We start from the raw sequence: 20,992 nt of genomic DNA on the forward strand, positions 1-20,992 counted from the left end.
TTCCGGAAAAGGGTGCTCTGAATCTTTGGAAAGCATGCACTATTGCATTGGAATATTCAATTGAACTGGGAAAAAGTGGATTCTTTGCGTTATCCAGTCTTCTTAATGGCGTTTCAATCAGTACATTTTTATTGTATACACAGCTGATTGAAAGGAAATCTACAGGAAATGTTCCTGTAGCATAAAATTGCCTGATTATTTATTGATTGAGCAGACTGATAACAGCTCTATACAACAAAAGGTTAGGAAACTCCCTTTCAGGTGTTCCCTAACCTTTTGTTTGTAACATCGTTTATGTTTCTTTCACACTCCGCTAAATCCATGTACTCGGCTCATTTTTTCTATATTTTAACGGAGACACTCCATATGTTTTTTTGAAGCTTCTGATAAAATAACTTACGTTCTGATAGCCACTGAGCATTGCAACCTCTGTAACTGGAATGTCCGAATTTTGTAACAACTGTTTTGCATGCTCCAACCGCAAATATGTAACATATTTTGAAAGCGTAATATGAAAATGTTCTTTAAAATATTGCGATACATATTTTTCAGAAAGATGGAACTGTTCCCCAAATTCCTTTAATGATATCTCCCCTGTAAAACTCTGCTGTATGTATGAAATCATCTCTTTTTCTACAGTATTTCTTCCACTTTTATCATTTTCGATTATAAATCCATTCTCCCACATGTGAAGAATAAATTGTAAAAGAATTATTTTTGTCTTTATCTGAACAGCTATTTCCAACTTCTTTTCATCATTTTTTGCCATATATATTTCGGCCAACTGCTCACACAACTCTTTTGCTGCATCCTTGATCCTTGGTCTTATCATCAAATGACCATTTTTTAATGGAGTAAGCAATTTATCATCTAACATGTCATCTGTGCAAAAAGAGATATATTCAAGTGGAAAAAGGAAAGTAAAATAATCCACTTCTCCAGCCTGTGAACCCATGAAATGCAGATTGCCCGGCGACACTACAAAAGCATCCCCGGGGGTTCCAATATAATTTTCTCCTGATATACTTACAGTCAAAAACCCACTTTTTACATATATAATTTCCAGTTCATCATGCCAATGTACCGGTATCTGAAATGATCGTCCCTCATTTTTTATATGATATGTACTAAACGGATCATCCTTTGTACCATGCGGTTTATTTTCCTTTAATTCAAAGTACATAATCTCTCCTATACTTCTATAAGACCTTTACTTTTCCATTTTCCACTCTTCCATCTAAGTACCATTCCCACAGCTCTCGCACATTCGTCACCTGCCATAGCAATATATGATCCTACAGCCAGAAGTCCCATGTGTATTCCGAGAAAATAAGTTCCGCCAACTGCAAACAAATACATAAATATTGCACCTAGTATAACCGGGAAAAGTGCGTCTCCACTCGTTTTTAATGCCTGACCATATACAAGGTTTGTTACCCTTCCAAATTCAAGAAAGACATCTACTATTAACAACTTTACCACAAGATTTATCATCTGTGTATCATCAGTAAATATATGCACGATAAAATGTCCTGCCAATGCAAATGTCACGGAAAAACAGGTCGCTGTGATGATACCGTATATCGCAGCTTTTCTCGTTCCCCTGTTACATTCCTCAAACTCTTTTGCTCCAATTCTCCAACCGGTCATAATTGCATTTGCCTGAGCAAGGGCAGCTCCCACACAATATGAGAAATTTGCAATCTGTATAGCATATGAGCATGCTGTAACATTCATTCCATCCACATCCATCTGATTCATAAAACGTACAATAAAGGTCATTGCGATGTTGTAAAGTGCTGTTTCAAGCGCAGAAGGAAAACCAATCTTAACAATCTGCGCAAATATCTTTCTTGATGCAATTCGCTCAGGACTCTGTTTTGCTTTTATAAGCACAGCCCCCATACCTGCTACAATAATAAGATTTACAACTCTTGAAATAACCGTGGCAACAGCAACTCCCATTACACCCCAGTTGAATACAAATAAGAATACTGAATTAAGTATTATATTGAGAACATTTCCAACAATAGTTCCTATCAAAGAATGTTTTGTATATCCAAACACTCTCAAATAACTGGAGAAAATAGGAATCAGTGCATTTAAAAAACATGCGCCGCCAACAATTCTAAGATATATTTCAGCCGGCTCAAGCAAAGCCGGAGCAATACTTACGATTCGAAGTATCCCACCAGAAAAAGTAGCAAGAATGACAGACATTACGATACCTATCAATGCGTTGAATATAAGTCCAAGTTGTCTTGCCTGATACGCTATCCCCAGTCTTCCGGCCCCGATATTTTGTGACATAACAGCTATCATACCCGACGATATTACGCCGAACATGATAATAAAAACACCTATATATGTATTTGCTGTTCCCACTGCTCCTACAGCCTGGTCGCTTACAGATGATAGCATAAGCGTATCGACCATACCTGAAAGCATATAAAATAAAGTTTCTAAGCATATTGGCACAGATAACTGTGTTAATGTTTTTCTTTCAGCTGCCATAGTTTTCTCCTCACATACAATTCAAGAATACTATATCAATAATACAATATATTTCTATGTAATTCTTGTATAATATCCTGTGAAAATTGCACTATTTCTACTTTATCTTAAAAAGTACTAGATCGTGTTACTGAAAAATGGACCGCAAAATACCCGAATTCTATGAAACGCTGGTATGATAACTGGGATGCTCCCAATGAACTACCAAAACAGTAACTTCCATTCCTTTTTTCAATTATCTCACACCAAAATCAGCTCCTCTCTCCGGCTTATCTTTTCCCTGTTTTTCTTGAATAATCTTCTTATTGATTTCAAGCCGTTCATGAATGGATAATTTCTTATCTTTTCCATCTACCGTCTGCTTCTGCTGTGCCGTTTTTCTATCTGTCTTTCCTGCCTCCTTAACCACTGCATTCGCTCCGGTACTTATTACTCGCTCATCTGCTCTTCCTTCATTTCTTTCCGCTACCTGCTGTTCTCGTCTCTCCTTCACACCTTTTTCTTCCAGACTGCAAAAGCTCTGCAAATCCAACATCACCTCTTGTACCGTATTTTCTCCCGGCTCCACATTATCTCGATACTCATACGAATCAAAAGCTTCTGCAATCTCATCCAGTGCCTCTGCCAGCTGTTCTGTGGTCATCTTCTCTGGATACATTGCTTCTCGAACATCCCTCATCGGTACATACTTATAATCCGGCAATGCTTCATGTATTTTCTCAATCCCTTCCCGTACCAGTGCAAGCTCTCCATAATACCGAACATCATCCATCAGATTTCCAAGCCGGATTAACTCCGGTAAGCATATTTCTCAAGATGTATCAGCTCCTTCAATTGTCAAGGTGCAATCGGAAGAACTGTCTGAACCTCTTTTACGTTTGTGATTTTTGGAAATCAGAGGATTTTCAATTTGCCTTCCATATACTCTGTATTGGGAGCGACAAAATCGGACATGATTTTAGAAATTTTTTGAAATTATTTTTTGAAGTGTAAAAAGATATAAAAAAAGATGCCAGGATTTCTCCTGACACCATAGTGACTATGCCAACTTCGTGCCCACTTGGCACAAGGTTGATTGTATTATTCTTCATTTCCTAATGATATTGGTTCTTTCTTTGTTTTCTTGTTTTTAGATATCATCTTATGACCTGTATAAATAGCCATAATCATACAAAGCAAAGAACTTGCCGCAAAATATTTATGGCTTGATTTTGAACCTTTATATCCGCTATAAAAAGTTCCTAGCATCGTTATCAATGCTCCGACAGACCAATATTCATGAGCTTTCATTCTAACATCTCCTTTTGTGTTAATTTTAATATGTGCCTTTTAATGAAATATGCAAACAGGAATTTGGAACGTGCTTTATAAATTTTTTCCGATCCCCTCAAGTTCGTTCATGGAATCCTTGTTTTTTTCAAGTTCATCTCTGGCTGTTGCGTAATATGATTTTTTGAAAAGCATATCCCATGAAAGATATTTTGCCATACAGTCAAACTGCTTATCAATCAGCTCATACTGGATACTGTCTACGGGAGAACCGCCTACAACAATCGTGCCAACTTTTTTATTTTTTAACTGCAATCCACGGCAGTAGCACTTATCAATGATAAGTTTCAATTGTGCTGACATTCCCCACCAATAAACTGGTGTAGCAAAAAGAATCATATCTGCGGCAGCAATTTTATTAATTGTAGAATTTGTATCATCCTTATCGACGCATCCCTTAGAGCATTGACAGACACCACATCCCTTGCATGGTGCAATGTTGAGTTTGTCGGGTTCAATGATTTCAATTTCATTCTTTTCTGATGCTCCTTTTATAAATGCATTGATTGCTGTCAGCGTGTTTCCTTTTCTGGCACTTCCATTAATGATTACAATTTTCATGCGTGTATCCTCCAACTTCCGATTTCATGATATCATTTCTAATACAGATTTTACCGTATTTTTCAGATTCAGTCCATCTTTTAATCCCAGTCGATAGAAAAATTCTTCTGTTTCTACTCCACTGCTAAAAATTGCATTACAGTATTCCGTAATCACTTCTTCCTGTTCTTGGGATAACGTTTCCAGTAATTTCTGGTATTTCTTATCAATCTCACTTACTGGCTCTTTATCCTGCTTTAACTTCCATTCTGAATATGCTTTCCCCATATGCTCTGTAATTGTCAGATTCACAAATTCCTGCACTTCCTCGGATATGGTGCTCGCAGATTCCTGTTTATCTTTCTTTTTATCATTTGATTTTTCAAGTATCGTGTCATTAATATAACGAATGATTTCTCGAATATTTGACTTCATCGACTGCAGATATCCTTTCATCAGCACAGCTACTTTTCTAGCATCCGATTTTTCGGTTTCTTTTTCCAGCATATAAAACTCTTCCAGTTGCACTGTTGATGATATAATGTATGCAGATGCATGTTTTGTACCTCGTGTCGTCGTGCATGCTACAACCCTCATTAACCTTATAAGGAGCAGTAAAAATGGGAGAGAAATTCACCAGCCGAGTAGGCTATTTGATTCGAAATTTCAGAATTGCATCTGACATGACGCAAAAGGAATTAGCAGAGAAATGCGGATTAAATGAATCTACTATTAGAAACTATGAACTCGGAAACAGATATCCGGATGAAGCGACTTTATTAAGTATTGCAAACAATCTAGGTGTCAGTTTTTATGCATTATCTGATCCTGATGTTGCCAATATATTCAGTGCACTTCATGTACTATTTGACATTGAATGGGCATACGGACTACGACCTACTATGAAAGATGGAGAAATATGCTTCAAATTTGAAGAGCGGCTTCCAAGTGCTGGTCCCCGTCCACAGGAAGACCTTAATAACTTCCGAAAGATGGTTGAGTATTGGGCACGTTTACGAGACAAGCTAGAGGATGAAGAAATATCAGAAACGGAATATTATCTCAAAGAGGTAAAGTACCCAATGAACCCAACAGACCCCAATAAAGAGTATACTGTTTCGTTGAATCTTGATGATGACGACCAGCTACTTGTTCAAAATATGGATGAATATGACGATGTAGAAGAAACTGCTGAATTGTTAAAAGACTTGTTTCCGGATTTCTCTTATGTGAAGAGGAAAAGGAAACCGAAGAAAGAGTAGTTCAACCATAATCATAGGAAAGGATTTATTATTATGAGAAGATTTATATATTTAGATACTGATACACTTAATTCATATATTGCACAAATATATGATGGCTTAGTGCAAACACAAGAAACAGAGACTCAATCTAGTCAAGCAACTGATAAGCAATCTGAATATACATCTGACTTAGGAGCAGATGCAGATTTAAAAGTATTTGGAAAAGGCATTGAAGGCAAAATGGATTTTACATATCGCCATTTAAAAGAGACATCTAACACTGAACTTATTAGCGCTGTACAGACTAAGCTTTTACATGACAACGCATTCGATCAACTCATGAATTATTTAAACAAAAACGAACATTTATCAAATCACAATATTGGTGACTTCATAGAAATCAATGACGAATTTTATATTATGGATTTAGACTATTATAAAAAGATTTTTAACGACAAAAAATTTTTGGATTTTATGAAGAAAAACGACCGCGACAAAATACAAGCCTTGCTTAAAATACAACAAGATATTGAATTAGAGCAGGAAGGCGCTAATTCTAATGAAATCAAGAAAATTTATACTAATCTTGCCAAAAGCAAATGTGCAGAATCTGATAAAGGCTATGATGATACAAAGGACATAATTGAAATGCTTTGCACACTTGTTCCATATCGAAGAACCTTATGTATTGCAGACAATATGGTTGTACTAAATGACAAATATATGCGCGATAGCATTAATATGACATCTTTTAAATTCGGCGGTAAAATCAAAGTTCTTGGATATATCACTAACAAAATAACAACAGATACTAATGACAGTACAAATATTTCTCCATTAGCTCAAGTTGGCATCGGTTTGAACCAAATCATGCTTTCATTCTTTGGTCAACAATCATCCTTAAATATTGTACATCCTATTGCAATATACTACGAATAAAAAGGAGATATTCATATGAGATTTTGTGACTTATTTATCAGCTATAAAATTGGATTAAAAAATATTAAAAGCACTATTCCTTTTACAAAACTTCCCCTTTACCGAAAGATTCTTGTAATCATCCTTTTTGCAAGTGCTATTATTAGTGGTATCTTATTAATTTTTAAGCAAACTTGGGCTTCATATATCCCGATGGCATTAGGTATTATATCACTTATAATTTTCTTTATAATTGATTCCATGAAAAGGAATCTTAAAGTAATGCTTCAGCAACACTATGCCCCTTATTCCGAAAAACGAATGAATATGACCATTAATGTATTAAAAGACTACGGAATAGAAATTCAAAATTTTGACTCACTTGATATGTTAATTGAGGAAGCAAAACAGGCACAAATCCAATGTGACTACATAGCCCCATTAAAGAAACCATTTAAGACATTAGGTGCAATAATTATTCCTATTGTTGCATTTGTAGCACAAAAGATTGGAAATGCTGCTTCACAAGACGAAATGATTACCATGGCATTACAAGTTATAGTTCTTGTGTTATTAACTTTTTCACTAATTTTCTCATTAACACCAATTATTAAAGATATTCTTTATAGAGATTATAATAAATACGATGATTTTATTTATGATTTGAGACAAATAAAACTTTTCTATGCAAAAAAATGCTACATATTCAAATCCGATATGAGCACATACTAATTTCCAAAATTATTGTCATTTGATTGTCACGCAACCAAAAACGAGCCAAGAAACGCCTTAAATTCAGCATTTCTTGGCTCATGTACATTATTCAAACTCGGCGTGTCCTTTGCTGTTCTTAACTGTATTTATTTAAGTTTTGTGCAAATACACCCCTGTTTTTACTTCAATTACATCAATTATTCTGGCTTACTGATTTTCTGTTGCCAAAATGTTGCCAATACGTTACTTATTACACTTCATAAAAGTTCTAACCACATCCCATCTTATTTTCTCAAAAAATTTATCAATTGATGCATAATTTATCAACTCATTTGCAAATTTATCTATCCAACCATAATATTGCTCTTTGTTCATAAAAAAAGCAAGTGGCGAAAACTTCAAATCTATTCCAATCATTATTTTGTAACACGAAATATTTGAAAGATTCTCAATTTGCATATATCTCTTCTCGAAATCACGTGGCAAAACCGTTCCAAATCCGGTAAAAGTTGGTGTGATTTTAAGTTTAAAATATGGGTGCTTCAAAGTAATAGTATTAGGTTTTTCTTTAACAAACCGACATTTCACTGGTACATAAAGTTCGAATTTATCATATATTGCACCATTTTTACCAATACTATATACAACATCTCTTTCGAAATCTTTATTATCAAACGCTGCCCTTTCATATGGCTGCTTTGAAAATAAATTCACAAAAATATTAGAAGCAACAAAATCATTAATTTCTTCTCTTTGTATTCTTGTTATCTTATCTTTATTGTATTTTGGGTTATTAAAATAATCTGTTGTTAATGTGGACAATTTCTTCAAAACTATGTATTCTAAAAGTTGATTTAACAACGTACCTGAACGCGAAACACCGATAAAAGTTTTATCTGATTCGACTTCATTAAAAATATGAGTCATTGCAAGTCTATCCTTCATCCACATTGCTTCTATATTTTTATCTTCTGACAACGCCGCATTTAAGTATTTGCATACATCATATGAAAATGCATAACCATCAATATCTAGTATTTCTCTATTTCCATTATCATACTCCAATGCTGCCTCTATTATCACATTTCTATTCGATTGTTTAAATTTCTGAAAAGAAATAATGAGTAAAGATAATATAATCAAGATACTACCTATTATAATTAGCATCAAATTATTATTAAAATCTAACTCCTTACTTATCCCTAACACTACAAAATTTATTCCTATGGAAATAATCACAGTTGTAATTACGATTTCAGAAATTGTTTGCTTACTTCTTCTAATGTTTTCAATAGAATTCTCCATAATTTAACAATTCCTCTTCTGATTTTCATTGGCAACAACATAAAGTCCAAATATGATAAATACTTATATGACAGGCAATCCTATAGACCACCTGCCATATAAAATAATCCATGTACTCTTGTACTATTCAAACTCCAGACAGACAGTACGGAGTATTAACGCATATAGACGATTTTAAAGGCTTTTTAACCAGTTAAGAGCAACATAGCCACATAATCTAAATTTTAAAAATGCAATAAAAATGCAATGAGTGACACGACTACTTGCTATACTTCCATCGGCTTCTTCTTGATACCAACACTATGAAAAGTCCGATTACAATTAAATATACTTTGAAAGGAAGATCACCATGAATTACAAATTAGAACTCAAACAAATCGTGGAATTTCCACGCTGTCGCATTTACCGTGACTTCATACAAACTTTAATCACTACCAAGAGCATCCGAACTACCGGGGGCTCTTTTCTTTTTTATTATCTGGTATTATGCTCCTATGCAAATTACCGCACATCCTACCGCCGGATGGAACACATTACCTATACCATTGGTCCAGGAGAGTGGATCTGCACAGTCACAGATCTTCAGGAATGGTTTCGCTGCCGTTTCCAACATCAAGCGTTGTCCATCCTTCGATTTTTTGAAGAGCAGAATTACATTACCTACTCTCTTCTCGGCAAAAACCGCCTGGTCAAATTCAAAATATCAGACTGGCCCAAAGACAATACCGTATTGGAATACAACTATCCCTGTAAAAAAGATACAGGGTTTTTCTTTTTCCCGATTGCCAAAGTTCACGAACTAATTGGCATTGGAAAATGCTCGGAAATGGATGTTATTCTGGATCTGTGGATTCATGCAGTTTACAACGATTCCTCTGTCCTGGGATCTGATTCCGGTCCCATTGTCTATTACCGGGATAATACCGGAAATCCCCTTACCAGCTTTAATGAACTGGGTGAAAGGTGGAGTCTGTCAAAGGCATCGGTATCACGACTCTTGAAGAAACTGGAGGAAAAAGAATACATTACACTTATCTCATTTACAGGAAAACACGGAAGCGTAATTTATCTCAACAATTACCTGTCCGTGATGTTTAATATCAGCGACGTTATGATTGACAAGGAGGAGATCGCTATGAAGATGCAATTACCAATCCATGTACCTGAAGAAATCACTATTGAGGATTCTGCTTCTGTTAGCGTTTCAGAAACTGTCACAGACTCACAAATCACCGTTACAAAAAATGATTCCTGCGTTCCAGATTCACACATGAAATTTATCGTGCAAAAAGTCGCAGAACTATTGGATTCACAAGGGATTCCATGTTGCCACTGCTCCAAAACCCGCTATATATTATCTCCATTATCAGCCTGCAAAGATATATTTAATACATTTACTCTAAATATTATCTGTCCCTACGGAAATGCCGCTTATCGGTTTGAGTTGTCCGTAAGTCCAGGGGATGAGTCTGCCCAAAAGATGCCTGCCGTGGCAGAGCCTTCTGCACTGAAAGGGGGGGAATAGACATGGCAAACCGCAATACACAGGGATTTCCTTCACCCGAAGAAGATCCACGTTTTCACGACACCTATCAGTTTTTACGCAGATACCGGGATGCAACCTACAGCCTGAAGGTAGTCGTACACCAGATGGAGCACCAGTTTAAGCTCCAATACGACAATGACATCGACAAATTTCTGGACTCCATCTATGCTGCCGGGGCTGATCTTACCGGAAGCGACATCGAACAACGGGCAAAAAGTATTGCCAGAAGCAACCAGATGCTGAAGCTTTTGGAATCATCCATCGATCTCCTCCGGAACAATCACAAGCATGGGGAACAGTATTACTGGATTCTCTACTACGCTTTTCTCTCTCCACAGGAAATGAAAAATACAGATGAGATATTGGATAAGCTGGCTCACCACATCACCAATATTTCCTACCGCACCTATTACCGGAAACGCAGGGCTGCGATTGAAGCACTCAGTACCATCCTTTGGGGATTTACTGCAAAAGAGACATTGGATACGCTCAACAAGTTCTTTCCAGAGTAATACATATCGCCTATCTCCTCGGCTTTTCGTAATATCATAAAAATGTTATACTAAAAAATGCAAAATATATATTGACTCTCACGGAACGTCATAGCGTACAGTTATCTTATCAGGAACAGGAGGTCAGCAACTATGAGGACAGTCAAAGAAATATCAGAACTTACAGGTATCAGCGTTCGCACGCTTCACTATTACGATGAAATCGGGCTTTTAAAACCAACACAAAAAAGTGATGCGGGATACCGGCTTTATGACGATAGGGCATTGGAAATATTACAGCAGATTCTGTTTTTCCGTGAGTTTGACATTCCTTTGAAAGAAATCAAAGCTGTTCTGGAGAATCCTGCTCTTGAAAGGAACCAGATCTTGCAAATGCAGAGAAAAATGTTGGTAGCAAAGAAAGAACGTATGGAACATCTGATTGCCAGCATTGATGATATCCTGAAAGGAGAGAATAAAATGGATTTTGCGATTTTTAGTAAAACGGAAGTTGAAGAAATGTTCCAAACTATGTTTGAACATATGCCTGACAATATGAAAGAACTTGCTGTAAAAGAGTTTGGAAGCATTGAAGAATGGAAAAAGCATTATATTAAGACAGTTTCATCAGAAGAAATGCAGAAAGGCTATGCTAAAGTTGTTGAGTGGTATGGAGGAAAAGAGCAATTCCTGTCTGTTGCCAACAATCCTATTAGCAAAGAGGCTGCAGAAAGTTACAACCAACAATTTGACAATCTTTTATACAAATTAGCAGCTAAAAAAGTATGTTCACCAGATTCTTCTGAAGTAAGAGAACTTGTTTCCGAATACGGTTTTCTTATGAAACAACTTTCACAGATAAAGAAAGAACACGGTCTGATGGTTGCACAGGCTCAATATTACCGTAATGAAAAAATCAAACCTATGATAGATGAAAAATACGGCAATGGTACAGCCGAATTCTTCGCACAAGCTTTCGAAGCATTTTATAAAGACAAGTAATCATTAGAACTACACAAAAGCACAACAATACACCATGCAGGGAATCAAAATGGTTTCCTGCTTTTTTTATGCCAACCAGTGAAAATGGCACAGAAATGACCTGCTTCTGCGATTGAAGCGTAAAATTACCCATGCTACAATAGGTATTGCTTATAGTTTTCCTTATTTCCAGCACCCATAGATGGTGCTTTTTTTGTACCTGTAAATTCAATCGCTGACAGCAGGTTCTATGTACTTTGTACGTACACTATACTTACAATACCAAACGTATCCTGTACGTACAGCCATATGTATAAAGTTTCCTATTATATATAGAAGGGAGTCAATCATGAAAACAAGGAACGAAATCTATCAAGGAGAAGGAGCCAAGCTCTTACGGTTCATTACCACTTACCATACTCTGAGGTATGACCAGGTTTTACAACTTTTCTCCCGACATGAGCAGTCTATCAAGTCATTGATTACCAGCCTCATCAAACAAGGGCGCATCATTTACGATAAAGAGCATGACCTTCTTTGTGACAGCCAGCAGTCTGCTGAGAATCCTGACTATGCTATAATTACATGCTTCTGGGTACTGCTGGATTTTAAGAAAGGTGTTGTATACCACACCAGTGGCGAATTTCCAATCAAGCTCAATTTCTTTTCGCAAGATGAACAATACGAAATCATCTATATCGGTGAAGAACAGGAGGCTCTGATCAATCATGTGATGGAAAGTATCCCATCACATGGTTCCAAACGCCTGATTGTCTTAGAATCCGAAAGCCAGGCTGCCAAAATCACCATTGATGATGTAGCCGCTTACTGCCTTGTAAATGAATCCGGTGCTGTCAGTTACTACATGAGAAAGTAGGTTATTATGACGCAAAATACACCAACCATTTACCAGCGGCTTGAAAAACTGGAAGGGGAGCTGCAAAAACTGACGAATACCGTTTACGCTCTGAAGGTCACTGATATCCAGAATTATGATAAAAATTTTGAGGAACTGAGCGTCAGTGCTGCTCTTCGGGCGGAGCGGATTGCCTGCCAGATGCGTAACCTTGTCTGTCCGGCTCTCTCCCCAAATCAAGCAGCTTATCTTCCCAAAGCGGCAGATGCACAGGGAATGCGGATTGCAGAACAGCAGGGGATTCTCACCATTACGCTTCCCGGACTGCTTCCGAAACGAAGAGTCCACACAAACACTGCATTTCTCCATGAACCGCTTAATTATATGCTTCGGGAGTATGTAAAACAAAATGCCCTGCCCCTCTATCGTGACTGCGTGATATGTTTCAGTCAAATATATGACAGGGAACTTCCTCAAAGACGTATCCGGGATTATGACAATCTGGAGTTTAAACAGATTCTGGATACACTTTGTACTTATGTTCTGACAGATGACAGCGGCTTTTTCTGTGATTCCTACTACACGACACAGCTTGGCTTAAAGGACTGTACACTGGTATCGGTTATGGAAAAAGCTGACTTTCCGAAATGGCTGCAGAACCAGAAAAATCATCACGAAAGCATGTCGGAAAATCTCCTGACTTCTCAGGCAGAAATCCGACATCGGTAAGAACCACCGCAGGGAACTTTGTTTTCTTGCTTTTTTTATCTCCAAACCACCGGAGATTTACCCAAGTATAGGCTTGCATGGGTAAGAACTGAATTGAGGTGATGCTTATTTGATAAGACCTGACACTACGAAATACCGCTTACTGGAAATGATAGGGATGTGCGGGGAATTTCCCGCAGACCAGCTAAACAGACTCATCCCAAGTGCCTCCTATGCGGAAAAACTCATTACGGATTTGAAGGCGGAACACCTCATCCGTACCCACTACCGGGATGCTCTCAGAGGCTACCGTCTTACAAAAGCTGCGAAAGAGATGCTGTTATCTGTCTCGCCGCTACGCTTCCAGTGCTATCTGACCGGCAATACCGAGACGAACCTCATCCGAAGTGAAGTATCCCGACGTATCCGCTTACATCAGAAAGCCGAAACGTATCTGACACTCCTTCATGCCGGGATTCCCTTTTATCCGGATGTAAAACCTGACATCTTCTGTAATCACCGCGAAGCTGGTTCCATCGGTATGCGAAGCCTTCCTCTTTTTTACGCTTCCAGAGAAATTAAGGAACTAGGCCCGGAGACCACGAAGATTAGGAACTCCCGCAGCATGGGCATCCTGATGGCACCGCAATGTGTCTATGTCCTTTACAACACGGGAAACGGAGTCCTGAAATGGGAATATCGAACGGAAGTCCGCTTAAACGCCTTCCTGCAGCATTACCTGCAAGGCTACCCTTACAACGGACATCCACAGATCCGGGCAATCATGACCGGAACCGACATGGAAATGGCTTTCCGGCTGTTTACCAGTACAGGAGGCTACAAAAAGAGCCTGTTTATGCTGGACACTTCCTTCGAGCATTTCCATTACCTTCCCAATACTCCGGAAGGGGAAGTGCTTTTAAAACTGCTGGTTCACCCTGAGATCATGGAAAAGCTGGACAACCTCCTGCTGTCCGATCTGGGCTGCCGCAGCGATTCAATTCCACTGGAACATGATGCCACGGATGCTTCCGGGAACCCCATCCTTCTTGCTTATGATTTTGACATGCAGCGAATCAACCGGTTCAATACCGGCTTAAATGTATACGGCAGATCCGGGAACCTGATCTGTTTCGATTTTCAGATTCCGGTCCTGAAAAAATACTTAACTGCCACAATCCATTTCTCCAGTATTGACCTTTGCAAATTCAAAAGGGGGTTTTTACATGAACCGTAAATGGTGGAAGCTCATTTATATGCTTCCGATCACCTTCTGCACCCTCTATGCAGGAGGCTATGTTGCTCAATTTATCCGCAACTATCAGACCTGGGAATCTGCCGGCAATTTTGCTGGAAACGGAACTGCCCCGCAGATTCCCTCCCCGCACCCGCTCGCCTGTCTGGATGCCCTGACTGCTTTCCCGTACAATCTGTATGGGATTTTTCTATGTCTGGCAGCTTTTGGACTCCTGACCTTCCTTCTCATGCGTATGGGATTTGACCGAAACGGGGAAATAACAGACCGGGACCGGAACCTGAATTATTCCACAAAGGGAACCTATGGGACTTCCGGTTTTATGACTTTGGAGGAAATGCATCAGGTACTGGAGCTTACGAATGATGTCAAGAAACACAAGGGAACCATTCTTGGAAAACTGAACGGAAAAGCCGTTTGTCTCCCGAAGGATACCCGCATGAACCGGAATATTGCCGTTTACGGTGCCAGCGGTTCCATGAAAAGCCGGGCCTTTGCACGCAACATGATCTTCCAGTGTGTTGCCCGCGGGGAAAGCCTCATCATCACCGATCCAAAATCGGAATTGTACGAAAGTACAGCCACTTACCTTGAGAATGCCGGATATATCGTGAAATCCTTTAATCTTGTAAACCCGGAAAACTCGGATAGCTGGAATTGTCTGGGTGAAATTGGCGGACAGGAAACCATGGCACAGGTATTTGCTGATGTCATCATCCAGAATACCGGTTCTGCCAAAGGCGATCACTTCTGGGACAATGCCGAGATGAACTTATTAAAAGCTCTGATTCTCTATGTGGATCAGGGATTCCCACCGGAGGCAAAGAATATCGGACAGGTATACAAACTCCTGACCATGAGTTCTGAAAAAGAACTGAACAGCCTCTTTGACCTGCTTCCGGTCTCCCATCCGGCAAAAGTCCCCTACTGCATCTATAAGCAGGCAAGTGACACGGTACGTTCCGGCGTCATCATCGGACTCGGTTCCAGACTTCAGGTATTCCAGAACAAGCTGATCCGCCAGATCACTTCCTATGATGAGATCAACCTGACGCTGCCGGGAAAAGAAAAATGTGCATACTTCTGCATCACTTCGGATCAAGACAGCACTTTTGATTTTCTTTCTTCCCTGTTTATGACCTTCGTATTTATCAAACTGGTCCGTTATGCAGACACCTATGGGGAAGATGGAAAACTGCCGGTTCCGGTACATATCCTGGCTGATGAGCTGGCGAATACGGGAGCAATCCTATCGCTCAACAAAAAGATTTCCGTGATCCGAAGTCGAAACCTCAGTATTTCCTGCATTTTCCAGAACCTGCCTCAGATGCAGAACCGGTATCCCTTAAACCAATGGCAGGAAATCATCGGGAACTGCGACACTCAGCTATTTTTAGGCTGTACGGATGAGGTAACTGCTACATTTATCTCTAACCGCTCCGGTGATGTGACCGTTGGTGTCAGCAGCGAAGCCAAACAATTAAATAGCTGGAGGGTATCCGATTATACACCAGAATACCGCCAGACCAGATCCATCGGGAAACGAAAGCTCTTAACTCCGGATGAGATCCTACGCCTGCCTCTGGATACCGCACTGATTATCCTGCGTGGCCAGAAAGTCCTGCAGGTAGAAAAATACGATTACACCCTGCACCCGGATGCCAAAAAACTCATTTCCCGGAAGGCTTCCGAGCATATTCCGGAATGGAGAAAAGGAGCATGTAGTGAAGAATATACGTACACTCCAACTATTCCTGCTTCCCACCCGAAAAAAACCGCTTCTTATGGAAAGCAGAAAAAGAAAAAAGCTGAGCCTCTCTTTGACCAGCAAAGCGTTTATCAGGAACCTGGCTATCACGATTTCCCGGATGACTTCTCAGCAGATAACTATCCGGATCACACAGACATGGTTCCTTTAGATAAAGATTCTATCATGTCATAATTTGAAAGGAGACACTATGATGCCAAACGAAACAACCAACACATCTATTTTAACTCTGGATTCCGATGCAAAGCTGGAAACAGCCCAGTCCATTTCAGACCTTACCTGGCATGAGATCCAGAATGCCTACCGTACCCGCCGTATCTTAACCGGAATGCTTGGCGGTATCGAGAAAACAGAAAACGGCAGCCTCATTGCCGTGGTTTACTACAAAGATTTCCGTGCTGTCATCCCGGTAACTGAGATGATGATTCATCTCATGCAGGATGAAGCACACGATTATGGGGAGCTTGCTCTGCGGCAGAACAAAATCCTCAACAATATGCTTGGATGTGAGATTGATTTTCTGATTAAAGGATTGGATTCCAAAACACGCAGCATTGTTGCCAGCCGCAAAGAAGCGATGCTAAAGAAACGCCAGATTTTCTATCTGGATAAAGACGCAAACGGAATGCCAAAGGTCTATGAAGACCGTATCGTACAGGCAAGAGTCATTGCCGTTGCTGAAAAAGTAGTCCGTGCTGAAATTTTCGGTGTGGAAACCTCCATTCTTGCCAGAGATTTGTCTTTTGACTGGATGGGCGATGCTAGAGAACGCTTTCAGGTGGGCGACCACATCCTGGTACGCATCCTGGATGTGGAGGCTGACTCACCAGAGCAGATTACGGTTCACGCAGATGTAAAAAGCGTGGAAGGTAATACCAGCAAAGAGAATATGAAAAAATGTAAGATTCAGGGAAAATACGCCGGAACTGTGGAAGACATCCATAAAGGCACCGTCTTTGTCCGGCTCTCCATCGGTGTCAATGCCATTGCTCACTCCTGCTATGACAGCCGGACAGTCGGGAAAAAGGATCAGGTATCCTTTGTGGTGACGCATATTGATGAGGAACGGAACGTTGCCCTCGGCATCATCACCCGCATCATCAAGCAGACCATTTAAAATTATAGGTTGTTCCATAAAAAGGAACGTGGTATACTGATTCGGTATTATTGAACTGGAAAGACGGATGCATTTCGATTTTGCCCTCTAGTATCCAAGGAGGGTGATGCCCATGAATACAATGGAAGTATTGACTTTACTATTGGTAATTTTTGCGGCTTTGACTTATATAGATCGACATAATAAGAAATAGCATCCACGACCCTAGGAAAGTTTTGGATGCTATGACTTATACATAGAATATAAAATTTAACTGAGGGCATCAGATTTTGCATCTGAATACCTTTCTTGAGTTCATTATACACTGGGGGATTTGAGAAATCAAGTCCCCCTTTTATTTTAATCTCTGCATCGGATACCTTTTCAGGAATGTATCAATCCACTTCTGATTCACCCCATTTAGTACACCAAGCCCGGATAATAGCTGCATACAGTCAAGATATCCCTGCACATAACTGAAAAGCTCCGTCTGATATCCCCAATGCTCGTAGGCATTATAATGCTCCTCAAACAGATCTGCCATTTCAGCATTCACATTCCGGAGTGCTTCCACTGCCTCATCAAACTTCTTTTCCAGTTCGCCGCATACACTTCTGCCTTCCTCAAACACCGGATTCTGCTCCCGCAGCCTTGTTCTGGTCGGCTCCATCAGTTCCATTGCACTCTGCATCAAAAGTTCCATCATCTCTTCATTCATTTTTCAGATACCTCTCTTTGCTTTTTCATTTGCCGTTGGCATAAATAAAGCATAGCAAATATCTGCTTTTCTGAAAACGATGTGACAGTTCCTACGATGATAGATTATAGTTCCTATTCTCCTGCCTGCTTACCAAAGAACAACTCTCTATGCGGATGCAGCGCATCTGCATGATAAATGTTGATCCGGTGCTCATCCCCACTCCGGTCTTTAAACGCCGGAAACAGGAACCCATATTCCGGTTTCCCCGGCTCATAATCTCCTGAAACCGGACAGATGGCGCACATAAGGAACGGATAGACTTCCTACGATTCCCACAGCTCTGCTTTATCACTCGCCATTGCGATTGCCAGATTTCTCGTCTGATCTGAAGCAGATAATTTCAGGAAATGTGTATTGAATGTTCCATCCACAAATCCTTCCTCATCCATGTATGCTCCGGCAATCCTGCTGAAACAGTTTCTCTTGATTGTCATACGTCTAGTCAGTTCCAGCATATCTTCTCTGTTAATTTTTCCCATATTCTTCCTCGCTACCCATCTAAGCACGCATTATAAAAAGAGGTAAAATCCCCGTCAAATTCCATTTCAATAATATGTAGGCTGTCCATTGTGTGCTCCAGATAAGTCAGTGTTCCTCTGTCCAAATCTATACTCGGCTTTCCCAGTGAGTTCGCTATTACATCTGGATTTGTAATTCCAAACATCTCCTTTATATCCGGCATAAGATAATCCACGATATCCGGAAGCCTTTTTTCATACACCTGTGCCAGTTCAACTGCACGTTTTTTATAATCTGAATGTATCCTGTTGCATGTAAATTCAATTCCGTTTATTTCCATCTTATAGTAATCATTATTCTCATCATAGACAAACGCTGTACCCTTACTTTTTTTATTTTTTTCCAAAATCCCCATGATATATCTACACTTTCCCGGTTCTTCCGCCATACACAGTCTAAAAAACTGTAACTTAATGCTTACGTTTGTATAAAACAATTCCTGCTAAAATCAACAAAGTAATACCAATTACAATCAGAAAACTAAAACTATCCCGTTCAATTTCCCTGCTATGTAAATAGAAGTCGGACCATCCGCACCGCCTATCACGGATACTGCCGCATTTTCTTTCTGCTTCAGTACAATGCCAATGACAGCCAATACAATTCCTAAAATTCCTGCTATGATTCCCAAACATTTTTATGTAACTACCTTCTCCTCAAATCACATACTTCTTTACGGGAAGAATACATGTCATAAAATGTATGAATATATTAACTCCATTATTTTTTCTATTCCCATATCCTCTTTGTCATCACTATCCTGATTTATATGTTCTTCAAATTTTTTACATATTCTCAGATGTTCCATATATGCTTCATCTGACAGTTCACCTCCTTCAGATATTACCAAAGTTAAATATTCCACAAGATCCTTAAAATTCTCAACAACTCCTAAAAGAATAGTAAATAACACTTGAAGATCAACCCCTGTATTAGGAATTATCGACTCTCGCCCACTCATATTTTTCTTCTGCCATTGTTTTTCCTCACCTAACGGTGCATTATAAAACTGATATTCACCATTTCTTCCAAATGAATATCTCGCAAAATCAAAATGTGCATTTACACGTTTTAATTCCTCGATCAGTACGCTCAATTCTGATAGTGCGATTTCTATTGATTTGTTCATATTTAGTCTACTCAATTCACACTTTAAAATATTTAAATACTCATAAATACCGTGATTATTTTTTAATTTCTCTCCAGAATGAATAAGAAAATGAATTGCATTTATACTACTTTTCAGCCACAATTCTACGCCATGCCATACGTCAAATAAAATAGGAAAAACAAGCATATCTGCCACACAATAACGATTTCTATTATACAAAATTGAATACAGCCCTAATACTGCATTGGCCATATATGCTTTGCCCATTTCAAAATTATCATTTATAGTTTGAACCGGATTACTTTTATCATTTCCCCCCATAGCGTCATCAAAACACCAGTTCAAAAAAGCATAATTATTTGATTGATTATAATTTATCTCGTCTTCACTACAAAAAATTTTCATTTCATTATTCTTCTCCACTCTATTGGTCATATCTATCCCCTCCACAAAATAGAATTTTTATATACTTCTCAATTCATCATGTTCTTCAATCTTATTACATGGATTAGTTCGTAGCGTGACTGGATCTATAAACCAATATTTTGTATCTTCATAGTCAAATAACCTTCTTCCTAATAATGTGCGATTTGAAAACATATCTTTCTTTTCTGGCCAGTATACTCCCACAGGGCGACAATTCATATACTGATACGACTTGATCATCTGCGGAGCTCCTCCTATTGTATCTCTTTTATCTGTTTTTTGAAGCATTCTGCATAATGCTTCAAAAGGCTCCATATCTAAAACAATCCCTTTTTGTTTCTCGATATCGTTTCCATACTTTTTCCTTAATAAATCCCTTAATTCTCTTTTAAAATTTTCTCTCTGATCACCAATTGCCACAAAGTTGCCACTCACACTAGATATTATTCTATGGTTCTTTCCGTCCTTTGCAAAAGACTTATCATGTTTATCATAATAATATCTCCAAATTTTAAATTTCTTCTCCACCCACGAATATCCTCCAAAAACGAATTCATTATCGGGAACATAATTTGGATCAGCCAAATCATACACTGAATTCATTAGATGATTTGCATGATTTAAAAGGTGTCCATTAATATCGGTTATATCCATTGCCCGTGTTTCTATTCTTGTATATCCCGTCATTGCCTGCCTAATTTGCATCATCATTGGATATGCATATTCAGTATCTCCTGCAAACGCTAGTGCACATGTATTTCCCGGCAAAGTTGTAAGTTTTGGACACTCGTCCCAGCGATGTCCTCCACATAATCTACTATCAGAAATAAAAATTAATTCTTCACAATTATGAATTTTTCTCACCCACGATGCCGCTATTGTCATTGCTTTTCCTCCATCAACTTCAAATT

General features: G+C 38.9%; 23 protein-coding genes and 2 pseudogenes. 12 read left to right on the forward strand and 13 right to left on the reverse strand.

The features are described from left to right. Positions 1 to 185: pseudogene (locus DWY31_RS14075) on the forward strand (hypothetical protein); the annotation flags it as partial. Between the two features lie 128 nt (positions 186 to 313). Here DWY31_RS14075 and DWY31_RS11875 read toward each other — a convergent pair. The 6 genes from DWY31_RS11875 to DWY31_RS14215 all read right to left on the reverse strand — a co-directional run bounded on the left by DWY31_RS11875 (position 314) and on the right by DWY31_RS14215 (position 4,890). After that, positions 314 to 1,183 carry an AraC family transcriptional regulator gene (locus tag DWY31_RS11875; RefSeq protein ID WP_118520709.1) on the reverse strand — a complete coding sequence of 290 codons (870 nt, stop codon included), beginning with the start codon at positions 1,181 to 1,183 and terminating at the stop codon, positions 314 to 316. Positions 1,184 to 1,191: 8 nt separating this feature from the next. After that, the gene (locus DWY31_RS11880) at positions 1,192 to 2,514 is read right to left on the reverse strand and encodes an MATE family efflux transporter (protein WP_118520711.1); all 1,323 of its coding nucleotides are present in this window, start codon (positions 2,512 to 2,514) and stop codon (positions 1,192 to 1,194) included. Between the two features lie 235 nt (positions 2,515 to 2,749). Beyond that, complete coding sequence (locus DWY31_RS11885) at positions 2,750 to 3,286, reverse strand: hypothetical protein (RefSeq protein ID WP_118520713.1); 537 nt, start codon at positions 3,284 to 3,286, stop codon at positions 2,750 to 2,752. 308 nt (positions 3,287 to 3,594) lie between these two features. Continuing rightward, positions 3,595 to 3,804, reverse strand: a complete 210-nt coding sequence (locus DWY31_RS11895; protein ID WP_009300563.1) for a DUF6219 family protein — start codon at positions 3,802 to 3,804, stop codon at positions 3,595 to 3,597. Between the two features lie 75 nt (positions 3,805 to 3,879). Beyond that, positions 3,880 to 4,404 carry a flavodoxin family protein gene (locus DWY31_RS11900; protein WP_118520715.1) on the reverse strand — a complete coding sequence of 175 codons (525 nt, stop codon included), beginning with the start codon at positions 4,402 to 4,404 and terminating at the stop codon, positions 3,880 to 3,882. Between the two features lie 24 nt (positions 4,405 to 4,428). Beyond that, entirely contained in the window at positions 4,429 to 4,890 is a 462-nt protein-coding gene (locus DWY31_RS14215; RefSeq protein WP_243060573.1) for a hypothetical protein, read from the reverse strand. A 113-nt stretch (positions 4,891 to 5,003) separates the two neighbouring features. Here DWY31_RS14215 and DWY31_RS11910 point away from each other — a divergent pair, with 113 nt between their 5' ends. Genes DWY31_RS11910 through DWY31_RS11920 form a run of 3 tightly spaced genes read left to right on the forward strand, consistent with a single transcriptional unit; the run spans position 5,004 to position 7,277 of the window. Continuing rightward, entirely contained in the window at positions 5,004 to 5,645 is a 642-nt protein-coding gene (locus DWY31_RS11910; RefSeq protein ID WP_118520717.1) for a helix-turn-helix domain-containing protein, read from the forward strand. 33 nt (positions 5,646 to 5,678) lie between these two features. After that, complete coding sequence (locus tag DWY31_RS11915; RefSeq protein ID WP_118520719.1) at positions 5,679 to 6,566, forward strand: DUF6414 family protein; 888 nt, start codon at positions 5,679 to 5,681, stop codon at positions 6,564 to 6,566. 15 nt (positions 6,567 to 6,581) lie between these two features. Next, positions 6,582 to 7,277 carry a hypothetical protein gene (locus tag DWY31_RS11920; RefSeq protein ID WP_118520721.1) on the forward strand — a complete coding sequence of 232 codons (696 nt, stop codon included), beginning with the start codon at positions 6,582 to 6,584 and terminating at the stop codon, positions 7,275 to 7,277. Between the two features lie 225 nt (positions 7,278 to 7,502). Here the strand turns inward: DWY31_RS11920 and DWY31_RS11925 are convergent, their stop codons facing one another. Then, positions 7,503 to 8,564 carry a hypothetical protein gene (locus tag DWY31_RS11925; protein WP_118520723.1) on the reverse strand — a complete coding sequence of 354 codons (1,062 nt, stop codon included), beginning with the start codon at positions 8,562 to 8,564 and terminating at the stop codon, positions 7,503 to 7,505. Between the two features lie 349 nt (positions 8,565 to 8,913). On the opposite strand from DWY31_RS11925, the gene DWY31_RS11930 reads away from it, so the two are divergent. The 8 genes from DWY31_RS11930 to DWY31_RS11965 all read left to right on the forward strand — a co-directional run bounded on the left by DWY31_RS11930 (position 8,914) and on the right by DWY31_RS11965 (position 17,286). Further along, positions 8,914 to 10,089, forward strand: a complete 1,176-nt coding sequence (locus DWY31_RS11930) for a MarR family transcriptional regulator (protein ID WP_023921589.1) — start codon at positions 8,914 to 8,916, stop codon at positions 10,087 to 10,089. 2 nt (positions 10,090 to 10,091) lie between these two features. Then, complete coding sequence (locus tag DWY31_RS13840; RefSeq protein ID WP_005333547.1) at positions 10,092 to 10,622, forward strand: hypothetical protein; 531 nt, start codon at positions 10,092 to 10,094, stop codon at positions 10,620 to 10,622. A 132-nt stretch (positions 10,623 to 10,754) separates the two neighbouring features. Beyond that, complete coding sequence (locus DWY31_RS11940; protein ID WP_005333545.1) at positions 10,755 to 11,603, forward strand: MerR family transcriptional regulator; 849 nt, start codon at positions 10,755 to 10,757, stop codon at positions 11,601 to 11,603. A 328-nt stretch (positions 11,604 to 11,931) separates the two neighbouring features. Next, on the forward strand, positions 11,932 to 12,459 hold the full coding sequence (locus DWY31_RS11945; RefSeq protein ID WP_005333543.1) for a DUF5697 family protein: 528 nt from the start codon (positions 11,932 to 11,934) through the stop codon (positions 12,457 to 12,459). Positions 12,460 to 12,465: 6 nt separating this feature from the next. Then, complete coding sequence (locus tag DWY31_RS11950; RefSeq protein ID WP_005333541.1) at positions 12,466 to 13,167, forward strand: DUF6100 family protein; 702 nt, start codon at positions 12,466 to 12,468, stop codon at positions 13,165 to 13,167. 109 nt (positions 13,168 to 13,276) lie between these two features. Continuing rightward, complete coding sequence (locus DWY31_RS11955; RefSeq protein WP_022415648.1) at positions 13,277 to 14,383, forward strand: hypothetical protein; 1,107 nt, start codon at positions 13,277 to 13,279, stop codon at positions 14,381 to 14,383. Continuing rightward, positions 14,373 to 16,343 (forward strand): VirD4-like conjugal transfer protein, CD1115 family, encoded by a 1,971-nt coding sequence (locus DWY31_RS11960; RefSeq protein ID WP_117536973.1) that lies wholly within the window; start codon positions 14,373 to 14,375, stop codon positions 16,341 to 16,343. The genes DWY31_RS11955 and DWY31_RS11960 overlap by 11 nt, the downstream gene beginning before the upstream one ends. Positions 16,344 to 16,362: 19 nt before the next feature. Next, the gene (locus tag DWY31_RS11965) at positions 16,363 to 17,286 is read left to right on the forward strand and encodes a S1 RNA-binding domain-containing protein (protein WP_199671994.1); all 924 of its coding nucleotides are present in this window, start codon (positions 16,363 to 16,365) and stop codon (positions 17,284 to 17,286) included. Positions 17,287 to 17,620: 334 nt separating this feature from the next. Here DWY31_RS11965 and DWY31_RS11970 read toward each other — a convergent pair whose 3' ends face one another. The 6 genes and pseudogenes from DWY31_RS11970 to DWY31_RS11995 all read right to left on the reverse strand — a co-directional run bounded on the left by DWY31_RS11970 (position 17,621) and on the right by DWY31_RS11995 (position 20,966). Next, complete coding sequence (locus DWY31_RS11970) at positions 17,621 to 17,983, reverse strand: hypothetical protein (protein ID WP_117536975.1); 363 nt, start codon at positions 17,981 to 17,983, stop codon at positions 17,621 to 17,623. 113 nt (positions 17,984 to 18,096) lie between these two features. Then, a pseudogene (locus DWY31_RS14565) lies at positions 18,097 to 18,504 on the reverse strand (hypothetical protein). Positions 18,505 to 18,515: 11 nt separating this feature from the next. After that, positions 18,516 to 18,899, reverse strand: a complete 384-nt coding sequence (locus DWY31_RS11980; RefSeq protein ID WP_240577164.1) for a hypothetical protein — start codon at positions 18,897 to 18,899, stop codon at positions 18,516 to 18,518. Positions 18,900 to 19,016: 117 nt separating this feature from the next. Further along, a complete protein-coding gene (locus DWY31_RS11985) occupies positions 19,017 to 19,175 on the reverse strand; it encodes a sodium ion-translocating decarboxylase subunit beta (protein WP_240577163.1) in 159 nt (52 codons plus the stop codon). Between the two features lie 60 nt (positions 19,176 to 19,235). Next, positions 19,236 to 20,090 carry a hypothetical protein gene (locus tag DWY31_RS11990; RefSeq protein WP_242992884.1) on the reverse strand — a complete coding sequence of 285 codons (855 nt, stop codon included), beginning with the start codon at positions 20,088 to 20,090 and terminating at the stop codon, positions 19,236 to 19,238. A gap of 27 nt (positions 20,091 to 20,117) precedes the next feature. Continuing rightward, on the reverse strand, positions 20,118 to 20,966 hold the full coding sequence (locus DWY31_RS11995) for a hypothetical protein (RefSeq protein ID WP_117536977.1): 849 nt from the start codon (positions 20,964 to 20,966) through the stop codon (positions 20,118 to 20,120). Between the last annotated feature and the right edge of the window lie 26 nt (positions 20,967 to 20,992).

The sequence above is a fragment of the Dorea sp. AF24-7LB genome (genome assembly GCF_003478575.1).
GTDB classification, from domain to species: domain Bacteria; phylum Bacillota; class Clostridia; order Lachnospirales; family Lachnospiraceae; genus Dorea_D; species Dorea_D hominis.